Origin of the sequence: Streptomyces sp. NPDC051664, from assembly GCF_044453545.1 — a bacterium.
In the GTDB taxonomy this organism is placed as follows: Bacteria; Actinomycetota; Actinomycetes; order Streptomycetales; family Streptomycetaceae; genus Streptomyces.
Genome location: NZ_JBITCU010000003.1, coordinates 576,166 through 596,252 on the forward strand (window position 1 = coordinate 576,166; position 20,087 = coordinate 596,252).

Consider the following 20,087-nt stretch of genomic DNA (forward strand, 5'->3'; position numbering starts at 1 on the left):
GTCAGGGGGTTCCCGTCATACGGGCCTCGGCGGCCAGGGCCGCGGGCGAGTGGGCGAGATAGTCGATGGCCTGCGCCGTACTGCCTTCCTGGGAGGGGTGGTAGGAGTGGCTCAGATAGCGCGGGATGGAGCGCAGCAGGGCAGGCGTGGAGGGCAGGGTGCCGCGCTTGCCGCTGTCGTAGAACGCCTTGAACGACGCCTTGCCGTCCAGCAGGCTGGGGTCGTTCTCCATGAAGAAGCGGACACCGCGCTGCCAGAGGAAGACCAGGGCGGAGAAGGCCAGTCCCCAGGTGCGCACCCGGCGCCGGTAGCCGCCGTCGACATGCATGAAGACCTCGAAGGCCACCGAGCGGTGTTCGACCTCCTCCGCGCCGTGCCAGCGCAGCAGGTCCAGCATGGTGGGGTCGGCCCCCTTGCGGTCCAGGGTCTCGGAGTTCAGGATCCAGTCGCCGAGAAACGCCGTGTAGTGCTCGATCGCCGCGATGATCGCCACCCGCTCCATCAGCCACCACCTGCGGGCGCGCCCCGGCGGCAGCGTCCGGTCGCCGAGCAGCTTCTCGAAGAACCAGTCGACCTGTGCGGTGTACGGGGTCGGGTCGAGCCCGAGTTTCTTGAGGTGGGGGAGCACGTCGTCGTGGGCCTGGGAGTGCACGGCCTCCTGGCCGATGAACCCGATCACGTCGCGTCGCAGCTGCTCGTCATGGATGTACGGAAGCACCTGCCGGTACACATGGATGAACCAGCGCTCCCCGGCCGGGAGCAGCAGATGGAGCACATTCATCGTGTGCGTGCTGAAGGGGTCGCCCGGCACCCAGTGGAGGGGAGTCTTCTCCCAGGCGAACGAGACCTTGCGGGCCTTCAGCTCGGTTCGCTCCGACGCGACCGCCGCTGGCTGCGTGTTAGACATGTTGTCAATGTACTGACGGGTACGCGGGGGGAACAGGGGCGTGCAGCGAATTCCTGCAGTCGCTGATCGGTGGGTGACAAAGGGCGCTGTCCGTTCTGTTCGTCCCAGCGACTGCCGGTAGTTCGCCCCGGACCGTGCCCGGTCGGCGGCGCGGCCGAGTCAGGGTGCACGCGTCGAAAAAGCCCGTGGCGGTCCTCCTCGGTGGAGGACGCCACGGGCCCAGTTCAAACTGCGGTGCGGATCGGATCAGCGGTGGTTGTGGCCCCAGCGTCCGTGGTCACGGCGGTCGTGGCCCCAGCGTCCGTGGTCACGGCGGTCGTGGCCCCAGCGGTTGTGGCCCCAGCGGCCGTTGTCCCAGCGGTTTTGGCCCCACCGGCCGTCGTCCCAGCGGTTGTGGCCCCGGCGTCCGTCGTCCCGGCGGTCGCCATCCCCGTGCCGACCGTCCTTGACCTGCACGGAGTGGGCAACGCCGACAGAGCTGGGGGCGGCCTGAGCTGCGCCGGCACCGCCCAGCACGACGACGGCGGCCACACAGACTGCGGCAGCGAAGCGTGGAACATGCATAGAAATCTCCTGTCGCAGCAGGCGGCGAAGCGCCTGCTCGGATTTGACCTCGCAACCGTCGCCCCCCGACGACCGTTAACGACCGCGCCACGCGCTCCAAGACACCCGATCTGCTGCAATGCCGCCGATCGTGGAACCGAGTCCTGTAGGCAATCCGTGGACCTCCGTTTGCCTCCCCCGTCCCCTTCCGTGTCCGTCGCCATCCGTCCCTCGGCACCCCGCCCCACCTGCCGGTTCTCTCCGAGGTATCGGGGCGCGCCCGCCCGGCGGCGACTGCGCCTCCCACTCCGCGGGCACACCGGACGGTCCGCCGCCGCGCGCCATTCGGCCGAGCAGAGGATCACGGCGTGCAGCACGGGAAGGGGTACGGCGGCATGGTCAGCGCAGGGCGCCTACCCGCCTCCCGTCCGCCAGCAGCCCGCTCAGCTGCGCCCGGTCGCCCGCCCGTGCCGGTACCGCGAGCAGATGCCCCTGCGCCCGGCCTCTCACCCCGCCGGACGTCGTCAGCGACGCGAACTCCTTGCTGCCCGCCGCCAGTACGTACCACCGGCCGCCGCGCGACTTCCACAGCACACCCGCCAGCACCCGCGGATCCCGCACCCCGCAGGCCGGTGAATCCTCGGCGCGCGCCGCGACGGCTCCCGGGGACACCACACCCCCTGCGGCGGGCGGCGTGGACGGGGCCTGGAACTGGGCGAGAACCCTGCTCCCCGTGCCCCGCCAGGTCTCCGCCCGGGTGCACAGCCACTGCGCGTAGCCGTTGCCATCGGGCAGCCATTGCCGGGCGTACGGCCAGGAGTTCACCGACCGTACGCCGCGCGACCGTACCGCCGTCAGCAGACAGGCGGTCCGACCCCAGCTCTCCCGCTCCGCCCGCCCGGACACGTCGTGCGGCGCCGACGGCGACCCCGAGGTCAGCCGCGCCGGGGCGAGTTCGCCGAGGTCCGTCAGCAGCCGGGTCGAGGTACCGGCGTGCATCTCGACGGCGGACCAGGAGCGGCAGCGCGCGGCCGTTGCCGGGCTCGGCAGGGCATCGGTGACGCCGTTGCGGTCGCGGTGCAGCGCCCGTGCGGCCCGGGCCGGGGCGAGCAGATCCCGTACGGACACCCCGCGCACCCAGGGCGCCGTCAGATAGCGGACCGTGCCGGTCCCACGGCTCACGATCAGGGCGTCGGCGGAGGTCGCGTCCGCGCTGTCGACCCGCGCGAAGTCGAGCGCCGCGCCCTGCGCCGGATCGGCGTTGCGTGCCTCCGCGTACCGCACGATGCGCAGCCCGTCGTAGAACAGCACGACCGCGGCCGTCCCCACCTCGCCCGCGTACAGCAGCTGCGGGGAGCCCATCGGCGGCCCGACCGGCGTCCCCGGCGTCGTCGACGACCGCACCGCTGCGCCGGGGCGCGCCCAGACGGCGAGTGCGCGCCGCAGCAGCCGGGCGTCTTCGGTGCGGTCCCCGCGAGTGGGCCAGGCGGTGAAGTCGGTACGGGGTGAACGCTGCCAGAAGGCCGGCTTCACGCGCCGTAACGCTGCTGGTTCCAGGGCCTGTTCGGCCGCAGAGTTACGGGCGTACAGGGGCGCGGACGTCAGGTCCCGGCCCCAGCCGTTGCCGGGCAGCCCCAGCAGTGCCCCGCACACCAGCAGTGCGGCGACCGCCGCCAGCGCAGCCTTCGCGCGCCGGCGGCGGCGCAGCAGATCCGGCGGGCGGGCCTGAAGGGAACAGGGGTCGAACTCCGTGGAGGCCAGAAGCGCGTACGGCGCTGCCAGCGCGTCGGCCTCCATCAGCGCCGCATGCGGGTCCGCCACCCCGGCGGCGGCGAGCACCCGCCGTACCTCGCCGTCCGTGAGACCCTCCAGGCCGCGCAGGACGTGCGCCGCCCGCGCCGGGCCGGACAGCGCCGACAGCGCCTGGTCCAGGGCGAGTTCGTCCGCGCCGCCGGAGTGCGGCAACAGTCGCAGGCCCCAGACCAGTGGGAGCAGCGGGGGCAGTTGGGCCCGTCGCGGCCACGCCGGCCGGCGCAGGGGAAGGCCCGCCTGCAGTGCGGCACGCAGCACCCGCTGCCGGACGAGCGCATAACCCGGGTCGACCCCGGTCGCACCGATGGGCCGGCGGGGGAGCGGGACGCCGTCCCCGGCGTCGAACGCCGTCCGGCGTCCCAGCGGCAGGGACCGCTGCGCGAGGGAGTGGGCGGTCAGCACGCGGCGGTTGCGGCCGAGGGAGGGCGGCAGGACGAGATAGCCGAGCCGGACCAGCCGCGGATAATGCTCGACGAGCGCCGCTTCGGCCTGCTCCACATCGACCTGCCCCCCATCCACCGGGGCGGCGGCGGAAGGTACTTCTGGCAGTGGGCGCACGTTCAGCAGAACGAGCGAATCGTGCGATGGTCACTCCGGCGTACGGTCGCTGCTGCCCGATCCGGCCGTTCGGCCCGCGCCGATGGGAGCGAAGGGGCACGATGGCCGGATGGTGACGCAGTTGGAGATGCGACGAGGACGTGGTTCCGGGGCCGGTGGGTTCAAGGCCGGCAGATTCGGGACCGGCAGGCTCGGGATCCGGGCAGCCGCGGCCGCCCTCGCAGGCCTGACCCTTCTCACGGCCTGTTCCGCCGGCGGGGGCGGCGACGACAAGCCGGACGTCCCGCCGACCGCGACCGGCAGCCTGGAGCAGCTGGCCACGAAGGCGCAGTGCAAGCCGAACATCCAGACCGACGCGCAGGAACTGCGCCAGGCCAACTGCACGACGGACGACGGACGTTATGTGCTGGCCACCTTCGCGACCGACCGCGGGCAGCGCGAGTGGATCAACGAGGCCAACGACTACGGCGGCTCGTATCTCGTCGGCCGGAAGTGGGTCGCCGTCGGCGATCCGAACGTGGTCGCAGCGCTGCGCGGCCGGCTCGGGGGGACGGTGGAGACCGCCTCGCCGCACCACTCGGGGAGTAGTGGCAGTGGGGGGAGCGAGGGAGGGCACTCCGGTCACCACGGGAGCTGACCGCGCAGGTAGGGGGGTGGGGTGCTGCAGAGGGGGAATCAGCGGCACTTGCGCCCGCCGTTGATGCAGCTCACCACCTTCTTCATCAGGTTGTCGTCGAAGACGTTGATGAAGTCACCGTGATCGGTGACGGGCTTGTGCAGCTGCTCCGGGAAGGAGTCGACCGCGAAGCCGGGGCCCGGCGGCACGTCGTACACAATGCGCTGGACCAGCTGCGGAATGGCTCTGAAGCCGTTCGGGCACCGCCCGTTGTCCTGGGCGAAGGCGACATGGGTGCGGTGATTGGCGGAGTCGGTGTTCTGCCCGTCCCAGCAGCTCTGGAATGCGAACGAGCGGACCACCTGGCTGCCGTCCGGGCAGATCGGGTATTTGTCCTTGAGCTGCCGGTTCTCGAATCCGGTGCAGCTCCATGAGGCATTGGCGTTGGCGTCGCCGTTGGTCAATGCCTTGGCGTCCCCGGTGATGATCCGCAGGAAGCGCGGCATCGCCGTGACCTTCCCGGTGGGATTGCCGACGAATTTCAGCGTGACCTGGGACGGGGTCTGGATCTCTCCGACGTTCTGGTCCTTGCCGCCGCCATCCGCGTCCGCGTCGTTCTCCGCCGTCCCGTTCTGCAGACGCAGGACAGGCCAGTAATACGTGGACTTGTCGCCCTGGTTCCGGCAACTGCTATCGCCATTGGCCAGATCGTCATCGCTGGCGAAGGCGTCGTTGGCCTGATTGCCGACGTAATCGTGCATATGGTGAGCGCCGTTGCTCACGCCGGGCGCGACGATGACATTGTCCGGGTTGAATTTTCCGTTCTCGTTACGCCCGCAGTCGGTGGTGAACGTACCGCGCGAGGCACCGCGGCGTTGGCGTGGCCTGTCGACATTCGGCTGCACGGACTGGATGTCGACGAAGTCGGACGCCTCAGGGCCGTTGCCCTGCTGGCCCTGACCGTTGTCGCCGTCCTGGCCGCCGTCCTGCCCCTGGCCCTGGTCGGCACCCTGATCGCCGCCTTGGCCCTGGTCGGCACCCTGATCATTGCCCTGGTCATTGCCCTGGCCGGCGTCCTGGCCCTGACTGTCGCCGGCCCCGTAGCCACCACCGTCATGGTTGTTGTCGTCGGCGCGCAGACTGCACGGAGCCAGCCCGTCCAGTCCTTGCGGGCGGTCAGCGTTGCGCTCTACGGCGGTGGCGATACGGTCGATACTCGCCGCCCGCTTGGCCTTCAGTGGACCGAGTACGGCATTCTCGGCAAGGTTGGGATCACGGGAGATCTCGTCCTTCCGATCCGCGAATTGCTGGTAGGCATCGGTGATCTGGGTATCCATGGCCGCCAGTTCGCGGTCGACCTCCCAGCGCGCCTCGTCGGGCACATCGGGAAGTTCGTTTCCCACGTCGGGGCAGTCGATGGTGGACATCTGCGTGCCCATATTCCACGTGCGGTCGGGAGGCGAGCCGGAAGCTCCTTCTCCCGCCGAGGCGTAGACATTGACCGCGATCAAGCCACCTCCACCCAGAATCAATGCGGCCGAGGCGACAATCGCCCGGTTGGCCAGCGTCGAACGTTTGCGTGATGTGCGTCCCATGGAACTCCTCATGCTTCGAGGGAGAAGCGTGACGTTCCATACGGGTGTGGTTCGGGGGGCGTTCAGCGAAAGGGGAAGTTCGTAGAAATCTCCATTCGCAAAACGGGTCACATGGGGGCGGGAGCGAACTCGGCGAGCTGTGGGTCCATGGGTGCATCGACCATCCGGTTGGCCAGCGTCGACATCGTGTAGGCGCCGATGCCGAGGACCACTTCGAGGGCGTTCTGCGGGGTGTAGCCGTGTGCCAGGAAGCCCTGCAGTGCGTCGTCGTCGATCGCGCCCGCCGTCGCGATGACGGCAAGGGTGAACTGTCGTACCGCATCGAGCCGTTCGTCCGGGAGTGGCAGCGGCCTCTCCTCGCGCAGTGCGGCGATCAGGTCGGCGTCCGCGCCGAGCGCGGTGAGTTTCGCGGTGTGCATGGCCACGCAGATGTGGCAGTCGTTGCGGGTGGCGACCGTCATGATCAGGACCTCGCGGGAGAGCGGGTCAAGAGTGGTCGACTCGAAGGTCGCGCTCATCTTCAGGAAGCCGTCGAGCAGTTGTGGCGACGTGGCCAGCCGGCCGACGGCGGCGGGCAGATAACCCTGCTTGTTCACCACGGCCGCCATGGAGCGACGGGCTGCGGCAGGGGCGGATTCGAGGGTGTGGTCGGGAAACGCGGGCGCGGGCATGGTGGGACCTCTCGCGATAAACTCGACAACGTGATTGACGAAAACGTAAATCAAGTTGTCGAGTTTTGCAATGGCTGAGCCGACGGGGCGAGTTGAAGGTGTGGCGCCCGACGGCGATGGCGTGGGCTTCGAGCTGCCCCTGCTCCTGTTCGCCGGGTTCCGCTCGATCATCGACGCGCTCCATCACGAACTGGCCGAACACGGCCACCCCGACGTGCGGCCCGCCTACGGCTTCGCACTTCAGGCCATCGGTCGCGACGGCGCTACCGCCAGCGAGATCGGCCGACGGCTGGGCGTCTCCAAACAGGCCGCGGGCAAGACCGTCGACAGGCTGGAGAGCCTCGGCTACGTCGAGCGGGTCGACGATCCGCAGGACGGGCGCCGCAAGCTGGTCCGGGTGACCCGGCGCGGTGTCGACGTGCTGGTCCGCTCCGCCGAAGGGTTCGACCGGTTGCGCGCCGAATGGGCCCAGGCGCTCGGTGCCGAGCGGCTGCGGGCGCTGGAGTCCGATCTGCGCACGATGGCGCCCGCCGACGGGTTCCGGCTCGACGCTGCGGCGTGGTTCAACGGCTGAGGTGCTCTCCGGGTATCCCCAGCAATAGATGGGACGTATTTCGTGGGCACCCTTCCCGCGTGCCTCATTGTGCGGCAGCATGCCCAGGTCGACACCCGAGAGATCCGACCAATGAGGTCGAGAATGAGAGGGAACCATGGCACGACGCACTCGTGTGCTCAGTGCGCTCGCACTGGCTGCCGCGGCCGCGCTCGTTCCCGTGCAGGCCACCGCTCAGCAAGCCGCGCCGGCGGCCGGGCAGCAGCCCGGACCCCGGGCCGCCGCACCACCGGGCACCCCGTGCGCCGCGCCTGTGAAGCCCGCTTCGCAGATGGCCGTCGAGTCCTGCGACAGCCCGGAGCGGATCATCGAGAAGGCCGCGAACATTGTCCCCACCCCTGGCCAACTCGCCTGGCAGCAGCGGGAGGTCACCGCCTTCACCCACTTCGGCATGAACACCTTCACGGGCCGCGAATGGGGATCGGGTACCGAGGACGAAAAGCTCTTCGCCCCGAAGAGCATCGACGCCGACCAATGGATGCGTGCCTACAAGGCGGCCGGTGCCGAGCAGGTCATGCTCACCGCCAAGCACCACGACGGGTTCGTCCTGTACCCGTCCCGCTACACCGACCACTCCGTCGAACTCAGCCCCGGCAGCCCCGATGTCGTCGGCGCCTACGTGAAGGCCGCCCGTAAGGCGGGCCTGAAAGTCGGTCTCTATCTCTCGCCCTCCGACGGCGCCGAACTCCCGCACGCCTGGCATGCCCAGTGGGTCGAGTCGATCCGCAAGAAGCAGGCGGAGGGCAAGCCGCTGAGCCTGCCCGAACAGATGGCGCTGGAGGACGGCGACCGGGAACCCGCGGGCGAGGGCAGGTTCGGCAACGGCAGTGCCGTCACCGAGCGCACCATCCCCACCCTCGTGCCCGGCGACGACCGCACCGCCGCAGTCAAGCGTCACAAGCTCCCCACCTTCACGGTGATGGCCGACGACTACGACGCGTACTACCTCAACCAGCTGTACGAAATCTTCACCCAGTACGGACCGATCGAGGAGCTCTGGCTGGACGGCGCCAACCCCTGGTCCGGCTCCGGCATCACCCAGAAGTACAACGTCAAGCAGTGGTTCGACATGGTCAAGGCGCTGTCGCCGAACACCGTCGTCTTCCAGGGCCCGCAGGGCGTGCGCTGGGTCGGCAACGAGGGCGGCACCGCCCGTGAGACCGAGTGGAGCGTCACCCCGCACGCCACCGACCCGTGGACCGGGCTCGGCAGCCTGCCCAACGACTCGACCGACGCCGACATCGGCTCCCGCGAAAGGATCCTCGACCCGACGACCAGGTATCTGCAGTGGTACCCGGCCGAGGCGGACGTCTCCATCCGGCCCGGCTGGTTCTACCACCCGGAACAACAGCCCAAGACTGCTGCCCAGTTGATGAATCTGTACGAGAAGAGCGTCGGCCGGAACGCCGCACTGCTGCTGAACGTGCCGCCCAACCGGGACGGCCGGATCGCCGATGCGGACGTCGCGTCACTGACCGCCTTCGGCAAGGCGGTACGCAGCACCTACGGCACCGATGTGCGACGCACGCAGGTTCCGGGGCCGTACACCTTCGACCGGGTCGCCGTGCGCGAGGACATCCGGCACGGGCAGCGGGTCGAGAAGTTCGCCGTGGAGGCCAGGATCGACGGCAGTTGGCAGCGGATAGCCGAGGGCACCACGATCGGCAACCGGCGCATCCTGCCGCTCGCCTCGCCCGTCACCGCGACGGCGGTACGGGTCAAGGTCCTGGAGTCCCGGGCCGCACCTCACCTCGGGGCGACCACCCTGCATCTGAGTTCGACCGGATGAGCCGCCGGCCGGGGGCAGGGAGTCACCCCCGGTCGAGATAGGCCAGCACCGCAAGAACGCGGCGGTTGTCGTCGTCGGACGGCGGCAGGCCGAGCTTCCCGAAGATGTTCGAGGTGTGCTTGGCCACCGCCCGCTCCGTGATCACCATCTTCGAGGCGATCGCCGCGTTCGAACGGCCCTGGGCCATCAGCTCCATGACCTCCAGCTCGCGCGGCGTCAGCCCGCCCATCGGTTTGTCCTGCGCCCGCCGCGACAGCAGCTGCGAGATCACCTGCGGGTCCATCGCCGTGCCGCCGGCCGCGACCCTGCGTACCGCGTCGATGAACTGGTCGGCGTCGAAGACCCGGTCCTTGAGCAGATACCCGATGGCCCCGTTGCCGTCCGCCAGCAGCTCGCGGGCGTACAACTGCTCCACATGCTGCGAGAGCACGAGCACCGGCAGCCCCGGCCGGGCCTTTCTGGCCGCCAGTGCGCACTGCAGGCCCTCGTCCGTGTGGGACGGCGGGAGCCGGACGTCGACCACAGCGACGTCCGGCTCCAGCTCGGCCAGTGCCCTGGTCAGTTCGGGCCCGGTCTCGACGGCTGCCGCAATCTCGAAGTCGTACGCCTGCAGCATCCGGACCAGGCCGTCGCGCAGCAGGAAGAGATCTTCGGCTAGGACAACTCGCAAGGGATCTCCATGGTCACCATGGTGGGACCGCCCGCGGGGCTGCTGACGGCCATGATGCCGTCGAATGTACCGAGTCGGCGTTCGATTCCGCTCAGTCCCGAGCCCGGCCTGATCGTCGCGCCGCCCCTCCCGTTGTCCGTGACGGAGATCCGCAGCATCGAGTCGGCGTGGTGGATGTCCACCCAGAGACGGTCCGCCCCCGAGTGCTTGGCGGCGTTCGTCAGGGTCTCGCTGACCGCGAAGTACGCGGCCGACTCGACCGGTGCCTCGGCGCGGCCGGCCAGCTCCACCTCGACCTCGGCCGCGATGGGCAGCCGTAGCGCCAACGCCTTGACGGCGTCCCCGAGTCCGCGTTCGGCCAGGACCGGCGGGTGGATGCCCCGTACGAGATCGCGCAGCTCGGTGAGAGCTTCCGCCGAGGACTCGCGGGCCATCGCGAGAAGTTTCTTGGCCTGCGCCGGGTCCTTCTCGATCAGCGCCTCGATCGTGCCCAGGTTCATGCCCATGGCGACCAGCCGGGCCTGCGCGCCGTCGTGCAGATCGCGCTCGATACGGCGCAGTTCGGACGCGGCGGTGTCCACGGCCTCGTGCCGGGTCTCGGTGAGCCGGTCGATCCGCCGGGCCAGCTCCTGTTCGTGCGTGGGCGCCAGCATCGAGCGGGCGATCACGAAGTGCAGCCGCAACAGCGGATTGCTGACCTTCAGACCCGTCAGGAAGAGCACCACACCGAGCGCTGCGGCGGCCAGCGCCGTCGCCTGGCTGTCGACCGGCACGAACGCGTACCAGTACCGGTCGTCGGTGAAGACCCGCCACAGGCCCGCCGCCAGGACGAACCCCTCCACCGGATAGAGCAGCAGCGCCGAGGCGAGGACCGACACGCAGTAGCCGGCCGTCATGTCGACCAGCAGCCACTGGATGTCCCGCCAGGTCGCCGGATCCTTCAGCATCAGCGTCGTCCGCTCCACCTGCCCCGTGAACCCGCCGCGCAGATCCTTCGGGAAGGGCCGGTAGGGGACCGGGATCCGGACGTCCGACCAGGTCGCCGCCAGCAGTCGGCGCTGGTTGGCGTGCCTGCGGACCGCGTCCAGCACCTGCGGGGTGGTGAGCAGGCCCAGACCCAGCGGAATGAAGGCGATCGAGAGCACCGCCAGGACGAACAGGGTGATCGACCCGGCGAGACTGGCGATCGACAGTACGATCCCGCGCGCGGCGGCCAGCAGCGCGGACCGTATCCGGCTCTGCATCGCGTTCATGATGGTCCCTCTCCCCTCGCCGGGCCCCTCGTGGCAGGCCGCGGTCCGAGGACAGTCTCACCCGGCGGTCAGGCGTGACGTCAGCCGTTCCGCCACCCGGGAGGGGTGTACCCAGCACCACCATCGAGCCCTCGCCCTACGCCTCGGGGAGAGGGGGTTCCGGCGGCTGGGGCGGCAGGCGCCCCGTTCCTAGGTTGATGAGCGACTCATTCGACGTCAACTTCTGGGGGCGAAACGCCATGAGGCGCAATCTCGCGGCACGCATCGGTGTGTGGAGCGCACACCATCGCAGGACGGCCATCCTCGGCTGGCTGCTCTTCGTCGTGCTCGCCACGGGCATCGGCGGGGCATCCGGCATGGTCGAGATGACCGACGCCGAGAACGCCACGGGCGACTCGGCACGGGCCGAGCAGATCCTCGACGACGCCGGCCTCGCCCATCCCGCGGGTGAACTGGTCATGGTGTCCGCCGCGAAGCCGGGCGACTGGCAGGACGCGGCCCGTGAGGTCTCCGCCGCCGTGGAGCGGACCGGCGAGGTCCGGAACCTCGCGGCGCCCATCCCCTCCGAGGACGGCAAGGACGCCCTGATCACCTTTGACATGAAGGGAGACGCGGCGACATCCGCCGACCGGGTGCAGCCGGTGCTCGACGCCGTGTCCGGGGTCCGGGAGAGGCGGCCGGACATCACGATCCATCAGTTCGGCGAGGCCAGCGCCGGGAAGTGGCTCGGTGACCTGCTCTCCGAGGACTTCAAGAAGGCCGAGTTCACCGCCGTACCCCTGGCCCTGGGCATCCTGCTGGTCGCCTTCGGCGCCGTGGTCGCGGCCCTGCTGCCGGTCGGGCTCGCACTCACCGCCTGCATGGCCGCCTTCGGTCTGCTGTCGCTGGCCAGCCACCAACTGCACCTCTTCCAGACCACGTACTCCGTGATGTTCCTGATGGGCTTCGCCGTCGGCGTCGACTACTGCCTCTTCTACCTGCGGCGCGAGCGCGACGAGCGGGCCGCGGGGCGCGACGCCGGGACGGCGCTGCGGATCGCGGCGGCGACCAGCGGCCGGGCCGTGCTGGTCTCCGGGCTCACCGTCATGGTCGCGATGGCCGGCATGTTCCTGTCCGGACTGATGCTGTTCAAGGGCTTCGCCCTGGCCACGATCACCGTCGTCCTCATCGCCGTGCTGGGCTCGGTGACAGTGCTTCCCGCGCTGCTGTCCTGGCTCGGGGACCGGATCGACGCGGGGCGGGTGCCGCTGCTGAACCGGCGCTCCCGGCGAGGCGCGCGGGCCAGTGGCTCCTTTGCAGGCACGATCCTCGGGCCCGTCCTGGCCCGGCCCAAGGTCTTTGCCGTCTCCTCGGTCGTCGTCCTGCTGGCCCTGGCCGCACCCGCCCTCGGCATGAAGACCGAGTCGCTCGGCCTGGAGAAGCAGTTCGGCTCGGACTCGGAGCTCTCCGTGGCGTACCGGAACATCGAGGAGACGTTCCCGGGCGGCCCCGCCCCTGCCCTCCTCGTGATCGAGGCGGACGACATCGGCTCACCCGAACTGCGCAAGGCACTGGCGGAGTTCGGCCCCGACAAGGTGACCGTGCACCGGGCGCAGAACATCGCGGAGATCGAGGTGCCACTGCCGGAAGGCAAGGCCGACCTGGCCGAGCTGCGCGACAAGCGGGTGCCCGCCGCCTTCGACGGGACGGGTGCGCAGGCGTACGTCACCGGGGAGCTGGCCGGGTCCGTCGACTTCAACGATCAGCTGAAGCGCGGCATCGTTCCCGTCTTCGCGTTCATCACGGCAGTGACCTTCCTGCTGATGCTGTTCTGCTTCCGCTCGTACGTCATCGCGGTGACGTCGATCCTCCTCAACCTGCTCTCCGTCGGCGCCGCCTACGGAGTGATGGTCGCCGTCTTCCAGCACGGCTGGGGCGCTTCGCTGATCGGCTCGGAGGGGGTAGGGGCGATCGAGGCGTGGATGCCGCTGTTCGTCCTGGTGGTGCTCTTCGGCCTCTCGATGGACTACCACGTGTTCGTGGTCTCCCGGATCCGCGAGGCCCGGCAGAGCGGTCTGGACACCCGGGCGGCCATCGACACGGGCATCCGGCGGACGGCGGGCGCGGTGACCGGCGCGGCCGTGATCATGGTGGCGGTGTTCGCGGTCTTCGGGACGCTGTCCATGCAGGACATGCAGCAGATGGGCGTCGGCCTCGCCGTTGCGGTGCTGCTGGACGCCACGATCGTACGGATGGTCCTGTTGCCCTCCGTCATGGCGCTGCTCGGCGAGCGGAACTGGCGGACCCCGCGCGGACTCTCCAGGCTGCCGAGCCTGGACCACGGCGCGACGGAGGGGGCGGGCGCGGTGGCCGAGCCGGTTCCGGCCGGACCGGGGATCCACGGCTGACGCCCGTACGAAGAAGCCCTGGCCCACCGGCTACGACCGGTCGGCCAGGGCTTGTTGCGTGCGGCCCCGGTCAGGGCGCGTACTTGTAACCGACGCGTCGCACCGTCTGGATCGACCGGCGGTGCTCGACGCCCAGCTTGCGGCGCAGCCGGGCGATGTGGACGTCGACGGTGCGCCCGTCGCCCACATGCCCGTAGCCCCAGACGGTCGTCACCAACTGGTCGCGGGTGTGCACCCGGTGCGGGTGCGCCACGAGATGGGCGAGCAGTTCGAACTCGAGGAACGTGAGGTCGAGCGTGTTCCCGTCCACCACCGCGGTGCGCTGCACCGTGTCGATGCGCACCGGACCGGCCGAGGCCGGGGACTCCACCGGCTGAGGCACGATCCGCTGGGCGGCCGCCGCCGCGACGGCGGGCTGCTGATCGGCCGGTACGAGCACCAGGTAACCGATCATCGGCGGTTGGCCCGGCAGCGCCGGAAGGGTGTGCTGGGGTGCGGGCAGCCAGGTGGCGCCCGGCGGGAGGAAGTCGGCCACATCGGCCAGCTGGACGACCTCGTCGGGGTCGACGGCGCGCAGCCGGTGGCGGTTGGGGGAGACGGAGCGGGCGGAGGGTGGGGCCGCAGCGGTCGCCGACGGTGCTGTGGTGACAGCGGTGGCGGCGGAGAAGGTGCGAGTGTTCGCCATGAAGGTCAGCTCTTTCGCGCGAAGGAGTCGTCGAGGGACGGACTTGCGTCGTGCGCGCGGACCGAAGACCGGGGTGAGCGGCTTTAGAGGGCCCGCGCGTTCCTCGCGCGACAACACACCCGGTCGAAGTCGTGATGCTGACGAGAAGGCCAGAACGGCTCGAGGTCGCTGCGACCCGGCGCGGTGTGCTGGAAGCTGGCCATGCCCCTATTAGACCAGACGAGGCGGCGCCGCTGCAGGTCTCTCTCACCCGTCGATACGGACCCTTTGCATTGCGTGCCTCACCCCGCACCTCACCTCGTGGGCCCCCCTGACGCTGTCTCGACCGCCTCGGCAGCAGGTGAGATGTCCCGGTGGGGGTCGGGCACGCCGAAGGGGCATCCACCGTTTCCGGCGGGTGCCCCTTCGTACGGAATCAGATGCGGATCAGACCTGGTCGGCCTTCTCCAGCGCCGTGCAGCAGGTGTCGACGATCAGCCGCGTGACGACGTACGGGTCGACGTTGGCGTTCGGGCGACGGTCCTCGATGTAACCCTTCTGGTCCTGCTCGACCTGCCACGGGATACGGACCGAGGCGCCGCGGTTGGAGACGCCGTAGCTGTACTCGTTCCACGGGGCGGTCTCGTGCAGACCGGTCAGGCGGTCGTCGATGCCGGCGCCGTAGTTCTTGACGTGGTCCATCGGCTTCGAGCCCTCACCCAGCGACTCGCACGCGGTGATGATGGCGTCGTAACCCTCGCGCATCGACTTGGTCGAGAAGTTGGTGTGCGCACCCGCGCCGTTCCAGTCGCCCTTGACCGGCTTCGGGTCCAGGGTCGCGGAGACGTTGAAGTCCTCGGCGGTGCGGTAGAGCAGCCAGCGGGCTACCCACAGCTGGTCGGAGACCTCCAGCGGGGAGAGCGGGCCCACCTGGAACTCCCACTGGCCGGGCATGACCTCGGCGTTGATGCCGGAGATGCCCAGACCTGCCGTCAGGCAGTTCTCGAGGTGCTTCTCGACGATCTCGCGGCCGAAGATCTCGTCGGCGCCGACACCGCAGTAGTAGCCGCCCTGCGCGGCCGGGAAGCCGCCCACGGGGAAGCCGAGCGGCCGGGGGCCGTCGAAGAAGGTGTACTCCTGCTCGATGCCGAAGAGCGGCTCCTGGCCGGCGAACTGCTCGGCGACCGGCCGCAGGGCCGCACGCGTGTTGGACTCGTGCGGCGTCATGTCGATGTTGAAGACCTCGCACAGCACGAGCACGTCGTTGCCGCCGCGGATCGGGTCCGGACAGGAGAAGACCGGCTTCAGTACGCGGTCGGAGGCGTGACCCTCGGCCTGGTTGGTGCTGGATCCGTCGAAGCCCCAGATGGGCAGCTCCGCGACGCCCTGGGAGGCATCCCCGGCCATGATCCTCGTCTTCGAACGAAGCTTGGCAGTCGGCTCGGTGCCATCGATCCAGATGTACTCAGCCTTGAACGTCACGGAAGCCATCCTTTGCGGGTGCTGCGATGCTGCGGTCTGCGGTCCAGGTCTCTGCAGCGCAGCTTCGCAAGACGCGATTTCCCGTCCGTTGCCCGAGTGTGAACCCCGTGTTACCGAGGTTTCCTGCGTTATACGCGGGCGTTGAGGAGGCTATACGCGGGCCTTGAGGAGCGCCTCGAAACCGGCCGCGCGGATCCGTCGTCCCAGCTCGTCCGCGGTGGTGCCCAGTGCCGCCGCAGCCGCCGCGAGTTGCCGGTCGGCATCGGCGAGTGTGTGCAGCAGATATCCGCGGCGCACCGGTGCGTCGGACAGCCGGAACGTCTTCAGGTAGGCGACCTGCCCCTTGTGGTACGCGGCACTCCGCGCGCCCGCACGGTCCGGCTCGACCCGCGAACCCGACCAGTCCGCGACCAGACCGTGCGGGAGTGCGACCGTGGTCCGACATCGACGACGCCCGGGCCCGGGGTCGGCACCCAAGCCCCGGTAGACCTCCTGATGCAGCCGAAGGTCCTCGACGGGCGCCTCGCGCACCAGTGGCACCAGCCGGATGCCGCCCCACACCTGGGCGGGCCGGACAGTGAGTCCCGTCAGTTCGAGCCTGTTCACTGTGCTCGCTCTCCTTGTCCGTCCGACCCGCCGCTGTTCACGAATCGTGCGACCCGACGGTCCGGACAGGCGTGCAGTGCCGCCGGCCCCGTACGCCCCTCCGCGAACTGAGCGATCTCCACCGGTGCAGGCGGATCCTCGGCGTCGCGGATGCCGGTGGTCGGCACGCTCGGCGCCAGCCGTCGCACGTCGAAACCGTCGGATTCGTATACGGGGTTGCGAGCTGCTGTCGGTTTGCTGCATTGAAGTGAGTGATGGTGCGTGGGAGTGAGTCCTGTGGGTGGGTTTGTGGGGGTGGGAGCGGGGGTTCCGGGGCCGAATGGGTGACCTTGGCGGCCGCTGCTCGTTGGGCTGGGTGCGGGTGGTGCGGGGCGGCAAGCGTCTCCTGAACACCCGCCACCACCTCACCGAGGCTCGTCTCACCGGGGACGAGTGGCGACAACGGTGGGAGGCGGAACGCTGGTTCATCGCTGCCGACGGTGAGTCGGGGAAGCGGTCCGGGAACGAGACGATCCGCGTCACCCCGGACGGCGAAGTGTCCATCAAGCTGCCCGTTCCGCTCGCGCACCTGGCCAACACCCGGCACGGCCGGTACACCCTCACCGCCGCGATCAGCGAAATCACTGCTTCATAGGCAAGTCCCGGAAGTCGCAGCCGGAGTCCCGTGGCCGGCTCCGCCAACGTAACCGCGGACCGTCGTACGCCGCCACCCGATATGCGGACCGGGCAGACTGGTACCCATGACGACACCACCCGCTGCCCCTCTGCGTATCGGCCTACTCGGTACGGGCCCCTGGGCCCGGAACACCCAGGCACCCGCCCTCGCCTCCCACCCCGGCGTCGTACTCAGCGGTGTGTGGGGGCGCCGACCCGAGGCGGCGAACGCGCTTGCCACCGCCCACGGCACCAAGGCATACACCGGTGACGCGGGCGTCGACGAACTCCTCGCCGCGAGTGACGCCGTCGCGTTCGCCCTGCCGCCGGACATCCAGGCCCCGCTCGCCGCCCGCGCCGCGGCCGCCGGATGCCACCTGCTGATGGACAAGCCGGTCGCGACGACGGTGGCCGGGGCCCGCGAGGTCGCCGAGGCCGCCGACCGGGCGCAGGTCGCGTCCGTCGTCTTCTGCACGATGCGGTTCGCCCAGCCGACCGCGGCATGGATCGCCGAGCAGGCCGCGCGGGGCGGCTGGTTCACCGCCCGCGCCCAGTGGATCGGCGCGCTGTACGCCCCCGGAGCGGAGAGCGAGTACGCGGCCTCGCCGTGGCGCCGTGACAAGGGAGGCCTGTGGGACGTCGGGCCGCACGCGCTGTCGGTCCTCCTCCCGGTGCTCGGCGATGTGACGGAACTGACCGCCGCCCGCGGCCCCGCCGACGCCACCCATCTGATCCTCCGTCACACCTCCGGAGCGTCCAGCACGGTGACGCTCGCGCTGGACGCACCCCTCGGAGCGGCGGGCACGGAGGTCGAGTTCAGGGGCGAGGCAGGGGTCGCCACGCTGCCGGGCGGGGGCGACGCAGTGGGTTCGTTCCGCGCGGCGGTTGATGCGCTGCTGGATGCGGTACGTACGGGGGTGCCGCACCCCTGCGACGTACGGTTCGGGCTGCGGCTGACCGAGCTGCTGACCGAGGCGGAGGCCGCCGCGCGTTCCTGAACCGCGAGGGGTGTCGGGCGTTGCCGTGTCTCGTACCGCACGGCACCGCCCGGCCCGGGTTCGTCAACCCACACGCTCGATGCGAGCGCGGCGGATCAGGAACTTGCCCGGTTCGCGCACCTGCTCGAACGCGGCGTTGTTCAGCAGGGCGCAGCTTCCGGAGGGTGAAGTGACCTGCACCGTGGTGGACTTGTCGTTGTCGAGATTGGTCACCTTGAGCTGGGTGCCGACCGGGAACTGATTGCTGGACGCGGCGGGGGCACCTCCCTCGCCGGACAGCGTCACGGTCGATCCGGCACAGACGACCTCACCGGTGGTCTGCCCCCCTCCGCCGGGCGGCGCCGGGGCCGCGGGCGCGGATGCCGGTGTGGAAGCGGCTGCGGACGTGGCGGGATCCACGACCGCCGATGCCTCCCCACCGCAGCCCGAGGCGGCCTGCTGGCGCCGGATCTCCGCGATCACGGCTTCCCGGTTGGCGATCCGCGCGGCCGACTGGGCATCCGGATCGGCCCGCTGACCGGCGATGAACTGCTCGTTGTTGCCGAGCGCCGTGGCGAGTCCGGTGCAGACGACCGACGAAGCCCGGTCAGCCGGTGGTGACTGCGCGGCCTGGCTGGTTCCTGCCAGCACGGCAGCTGTCCCACCGGCGAGTGCGGCGGCCCCGACAAGCAGGGCGAGCTTCTTCTTGCGGCTGAGGGTCTTCTTGCGTGACACGTAGGGCTCCTGTCCCCGGCCGGAACACCTGATGTGCTCGGGCCGGATGTGGTGCGTGTGTCCCTACGTACGAGTAACAGGCGCGTTCGTTTCAGCCGTCGCGCGGACGTGGCCCTCTGCCGCCGCCCTGCCGGTCAGGGAATGGCGGTGACCGCCCGGTGCGCGGCGGACAGGAAGCGCTGCACGGCAGCCGTCTCGTTCTCGTCGAAGTCACGCAGCACCGCGACCGTGTTGTCGATCAACGGCCCGAAGAAGGACCGGCCCAGCTCGACCGCCCGCGGGTCCACCGTCATCAGCACCCGCCGCCGGTCGCGCGGGTCGCGGGTGCGGGTGAGGTGACCGAGCCGTTCCAGTCGGTCGATGACGGCGGTGGTGCCCGCGGAGTTGAGCCCGAGCTGCGCACCGAGCCATCCTGCGGTCGCGTCCGTGCCCGCCCGTTCTGCGTCGAGCAGGCAGATCAGGGCGCGTACGTCGGTGGGGTGCATGCCGTGGCGGCTCGCGAACTCGGCCTGGCGCAGCCCGAATTCGACAGTCACCTTGCGCAGCAGATGGACGATCTCCATTTCGGGACTCTGCTCGCTCATCGGTCCGCCTCCCTTTATTACCTCGTTGAGCGAGATAATATCCAAGGGCACCCATCTGGGAGGCACCCCATGACACCTACGTCATCCGGATCATCCGCGGTGGCCGCCACCGAGTCGTTCCTCGCCGCCTACGACGAGGTCCTTGCGGTCAAGTGGCCCGCTGGAACGACCCACTCCGAGGCCCTCACCCCGTACGGCACCACCCGTGTCAACAGTTACGGCCCCGAGGACGCCCCGCCCCTGATGCTGCTGGCCGGCGGGGGCTCCACCTCCACCGTCTGGTACGCCCAGGCCGCCCACCTGGGCCGCAGTCACCGCGTCCACGCCGTCGACCTCATGGGCGACCCGGGCCGCAGCGTGGTGGGGGAGCGTCCGATCCGTACGGTGCCGGACCTGACGGCCTGGCTGGACGCAGTGCTGGACGCCCTGAACATCGCATCGCCGGCACTCTGCGGCCATTCGTACGGAGCCTGGATCGCGCTCCACTACGCACTGCACGCGCCCGACCGTGTCCTGAAGCTCATCCTTGTGGACCCGACCCGGTGCTTCGCCGGATACCGCCCCGGCTATCTGCTGCACGCACTGCCGATGCTGCTCCGCCCCAACGCGCGCCGCACCCGCGCCTTCATGAGCTGGGAGACCTCCGGCGCACCGCTCGACCCGGTCTGGCTGCACCTGCGGGACACGGCTGCCGGCTTCCCGTCCGCCCGGCCGGTCACCGGCCCCCGCCCCGCCCCCGAGGCGCTGGCCGCCCTGAACGTACCGACCCTGCTCCTGCTGGCCGAGAACAGCAGGGCGCACAACATCGCAGCGGTCGCCGCCGCCGCGGCCCGGCTGCTCCCGCACGCGCGGACGGCGACGATCCCCGGCGCCACGCACCACACACTGCCGCTGCACGCCCCGGACGTCGCCGAACTCAACTGCAGGATCGAGGAGTTCCTGTCGGATGGGCGCTGAGCGAATCCGCCCCG

Annotated in this window: 18 protein-coding genes and 1 pseudogene; 7 read left to right on the forward strand and 12 right to left on the reverse strand. The window is 70.1% G+C overall.

Annotation, left to right across the window (positions count from 1 at the left end; all coding sequences use genetic code 11):
* Window position 1 precedes the first annotated feature (1 nt).
* The 3 genes from ACIA8E_RS08885 to ACIA8E_RS08895 form a co-directional block, all read right to left on the reverse strand.
* Window positions 2-907 (reverse strand): metal-dependent hydrolase, encoded by a 906-nt coding sequence (locus tag ACIA8E_RS08885; protein ID WP_399295949.1) that lies wholly within the window; start codon window positions 905-907, stop codon window positions 2-4.
* Window positions 908-1,153: 246 nt separating this feature from the next.
* Window positions 1,154-1,471 carry a hypothetical protein gene (locus ACIA8E_RS08890; RefSeq protein WP_399295951.1) on the reverse strand — a complete coding sequence of 106 codons (318 nt, stop codon included), beginning with the start codon at window positions 1,469-1,471 and terminating at the stop codon, window positions 1,154-1,156.
* Between the two features lie 378 nt (window positions 1,472-1,849).
* Window positions 1,850-3,820, reverse strand: a complete 1,971-nt coding sequence (locus ACIA8E_RS08895; RefSeq protein ID WP_399295953.1) for a hypothetical protein — start codon at window positions 3,818-3,820, stop codon at window positions 1,850-1,852.
* Between the two features lie 109 nt (window positions 3,821-3,929).
* Here ACIA8E_RS08895 and ACIA8E_RS08900 point away from each other — a divergent pair, with 109 nt between their 5' ends.
* Window positions 3,930-4,457: a hypothetical protein gene (locus ACIA8E_RS08900; RefSeq protein WP_399295955.1), complete on the forward strand. Its 528-nt coding sequence runs from the start codon at window positions 3,930-3,932 to the stop codon at window positions 4,455-4,457.
* A gap of 38 nt (window positions 4,458-4,495) precedes the next feature.
* Here the strand turns inward: ACIA8E_RS08900 and ACIA8E_RS08905 are convergent, their stop codons facing one another.
* Both ACIA8E_RS08905 and ACIA8E_RS08910 read right to left on the reverse strand, forming a co-directional pair.
* Window positions 4,496-6,031, reverse strand: a complete 1,536-nt coding sequence (locus ACIA8E_RS08905; protein WP_399295957.1) for a DUF1996 domain-containing protein — start codon at window positions 6,029-6,031, stop codon at window positions 4,496-4,498.
* A gap of 107 nt (window positions 6,032-6,138) precedes the next feature.
* Window positions 6,139-6,702 (reverse strand): carboxymuconolactone decarboxylase family protein, encoded by a 564-nt coding sequence (locus ACIA8E_RS08910; protein WP_399295959.1) that lies wholly within the window; start codon window positions 6,700-6,702, stop codon window positions 6,139-6,141.
* Window positions 6,703-6,772: 70 nt separating this feature from the next.
* Between ACIA8E_RS08910 and ACIA8E_RS08915 the strand changes: the two genes are divergently transcribed.
* Together ACIA8E_RS08915 and ACIA8E_RS08920 are read left to right on the forward strand one after the other, a co-directional pair.
* A complete protein-coding gene (locus ACIA8E_RS08915) occupies window positions 6,773-7,276 on the forward strand; it encodes a MarR family winged helix-turn-helix transcriptional regulator (RefSeq protein ID WP_399295961.1) in 504 nt (167 codons plus the stop codon).
* 136 nt (window positions 7,277-7,412) lie between these two features.
* Window positions 7,413-9,104 (forward strand): alpha-L-fucosidase, encoded by a 1,692-nt coding sequence (locus tag ACIA8E_RS08920; protein WP_399295963.1) that lies wholly within the window; start codon window positions 7,413-7,415, stop codon window positions 9,102-9,104.
* A gap of 22 nt (window positions 9,105-9,126) precedes the next feature.
* Here ACIA8E_RS08920 and ACIA8E_RS08925 read toward each other — a convergent pair whose 3' ends face one another.
* Both ACIA8E_RS08925 and ACIA8E_RS08930 read right to left on the reverse strand, forming a co-directional pair.
* Window positions 9,127-9,774: a response regulator transcription factor gene (locus ACIA8E_RS08925; protein WP_326603290.1), complete on the reverse strand. Its 648-nt coding sequence runs from the start codon at window positions 9,772-9,774 to the stop codon at window positions 9,127-9,129.
* On the reverse strand, window positions 9,759-11,027 hold the full coding sequence (locus tag ACIA8E_RS08930; RefSeq protein ID WP_399295966.1) for a sensor histidine kinase: 1,269 nt from the start codon (window positions 11,025-11,027) through the stop codon (window positions 9,759-9,761). Before ACIA8E_RS08930 ends, ACIA8E_RS08925 begins: the two co-directional genes overlap by 16 nt.
* Before the next feature lie 239 nt (window positions 11,028-11,266).
* Here ACIA8E_RS08930 and ACIA8E_RS08935 point away from each other — a divergent pair, with 239 nt between their 5' ends.
* The gene (locus ACIA8E_RS08935; RefSeq protein WP_399296057.1) at window positions 11,267-13,414 is read left to right on the forward strand and encodes an MMPL family transporter; all 2,148 of its coding nucleotides are present in this window, start codon (window positions 11,267-11,269) and stop codon (window positions 13,412-13,414) included.
* 70 nt (window positions 13,415-13,484) lie between these two features.
* On the opposite strand, the gene ACIA8E_RS08940 is transcribed toward ACIA8E_RS08935, so the two are convergent.
* From ACIA8E_RS08940 to ACIA8E_RS08950, 3 genes are all read right to left on the reverse strand, one after another.
* Complete coding sequence (locus tag ACIA8E_RS08940; protein ID WP_399295968.1) at window positions 13,485-14,099, reverse strand: winged helix-turn-helix domain-containing protein; 615 nt, start codon at window positions 14,097-14,099, stop codon at window positions 13,485-13,487.
* Between the two features lie 426 nt (window positions 14,100-14,525).
* Window positions 14,526-15,560 carry a glutamine synthetase gene (glnII, locus tag ACIA8E_RS08945; protein WP_399295970.1) on the reverse strand — a complete coding sequence of 345 codons (1,035 nt, stop codon included), beginning with the start codon at window positions 15,558-15,560 and terminating at the stop codon, window positions 14,526-14,528.
* Window positions 15,561-15,710: 150 nt separating this feature from the next.
* Complete coding sequence (locus tag ACIA8E_RS08950; protein WP_399295972.1) at window positions 15,711-16,166, reverse strand: ARPP-2 domain-containing protein; 456 nt, start codon at window positions 16,164-16,166, stop codon at window positions 15,711-15,713.
* A 349-nt stretch (window positions 16,167-16,515) separates the two neighbouring features.
* Between ACIA8E_RS08950 and ACIA8E_RS08955 the strand changes: the two are divergent.
* Window positions 16,516-16,779, forward strand: a pseudogene (locus ACIA8E_RS08955) (IS200/IS605 family accessory protein TnpB-related protein); the annotation flags it as partial.
* Between the two features lie 127 nt (window positions 16,780-16,906).
* Entirely contained in the window at window positions 16,907-17,818 is a 912-nt protein-coding gene (locus ACIA8E_RS08960; protein WP_399295974.1) for a Gfo/Idh/MocA family protein, read from the forward strand.
* 63 nt (window positions 17,819-17,881) lie between these two features.
* On the opposite strand, the gene ACIA8E_RS08965 is transcribed toward ACIA8E_RS08960, so the two are convergent.
* Together ACIA8E_RS08965 and ACIA8E_RS08970 are read right to left on the reverse strand one after the other, a co-directional pair.
* Window positions 17,882-18,532, reverse strand: a complete 651-nt coding sequence (locus tag ACIA8E_RS08965) for a hypothetical protein (RefSeq protein WP_399295976.1) — start codon at window positions 18,530-18,532, stop codon at window positions 17,882-17,884.
* A gap of 134 nt (window positions 18,533-18,666) precedes the next feature.
* Complete coding sequence (locus tag ACIA8E_RS08970) at window positions 18,667-19,116, reverse strand: MarR family transcriptional regulator (protein ID WP_399295978.1); 450 nt, start codon at window positions 19,114-19,116, stop codon at window positions 18,667-18,669.
* Window positions 19,117-19,185: 69 nt separating this feature from the next.
* Here ACIA8E_RS08970 and ACIA8E_RS08975 point away from each other — a divergent pair, with 69 nt between their 5' ends.
* Window positions 19,186-20,073, forward strand: coding sequence for an alpha/beta fold hydrolase (locus ACIA8E_RS08975; RefSeq protein ID WP_399295980.1), 888 nt, complete (start codon window positions 19,186-19,188; stop codon window positions 20,071-20,073).
* Window positions 20,074-20,087 lie beyond the last annotated feature (14 nt).

Coding starts and splice junctions, on each gene's coding strand:
- ACIA8E_RS08885 (WP_399295949.1), bottom strand. CDS start 907: ATGTCTAACACGCAGCCAGCGGCGGTCGCGTCGGAGCGAACCGAGCTG.
- ACIA8E_RS08890 (WP_399295951.1), bottom strand. CDS start 1,471: ATGCATGTTCCACGCTTCGCTGCCGCAGTCTGTGTGGCCGCCGTCGTC.
- ACIA8E_RS08900 (WP_399295955.1), top strand. CDS start 3,930: ATGGTGACGCAGTTGGAGATGCGACGAGGACGTGGTTCCGGGGCCGGT.
- ACIA8E_RS08905 (WP_399295957.1), bottom strand. CDS start 6,031: ATGGGACGCACATCACGCAAACGTTCGACGCTGGCCAACCGGGCGATT.
- ACIA8E_RS08910 (WP_399295959.1), bottom strand. CDS start 6,702: ATGCCCGCGCCCGCGTTTCCCGACCACACCCTCGAATCCGCCCCTGCC.
- ACIA8E_RS08915 (WP_399295961.1), top strand. CDS start 6,773: ATGGCTGAGCCGACGGGGCGAGTTGAAGGTGTGGCGCCCGACGGCGAT.
- ACIA8E_RS08920 (WP_399295963.1), top strand. CDS start 7,413: ATGGCACGACGCACTCGTGTGCTCAGTGCGCTCGCACTGGCTGCCGCG.
- ACIA8E_RS08930 (WP_399295966.1), bottom strand. CDS start 11,027: ATGAACGCGATGCAGAGCCGGATACGGTCCGCGCTGCTGGCCGCCGCG.
- ACIA8E_RS08935 (WP_399296057.1), top strand. CDS start 11,267: ATGAGGCGCAATCTCGCGGCACGCATCGGTGTGTGGAGCGCACACCAT.
- ACIA8E_RS08940 (WP_399295968.1), bottom strand. CDS start 14,099: ATGGCGAACACTCGCACCTTCTCCGCCGCCACCGCTGTCACCACAGCA.
- ACIA8E_RS08960 (WP_399295974.1), top strand. CDS start 16,907: ATGACGACACCACCCGCTGCCCCTCTGCGTATCGGCCTACTCGGTACG.
- ACIA8E_RS08970 (WP_399295978.1), bottom strand. CDS start 19,116: ATGAGCGAGCAGAGTCCCGAAATGGAGATCGTCCATCTGCTGCGCAAG.
- ACIA8E_RS08975 (WP_399295980.1), top strand. CDS start 19,186: ATGACACCTACGTCATCCGGATCATCCGCGGTGGCCGCCACCGAGTCG.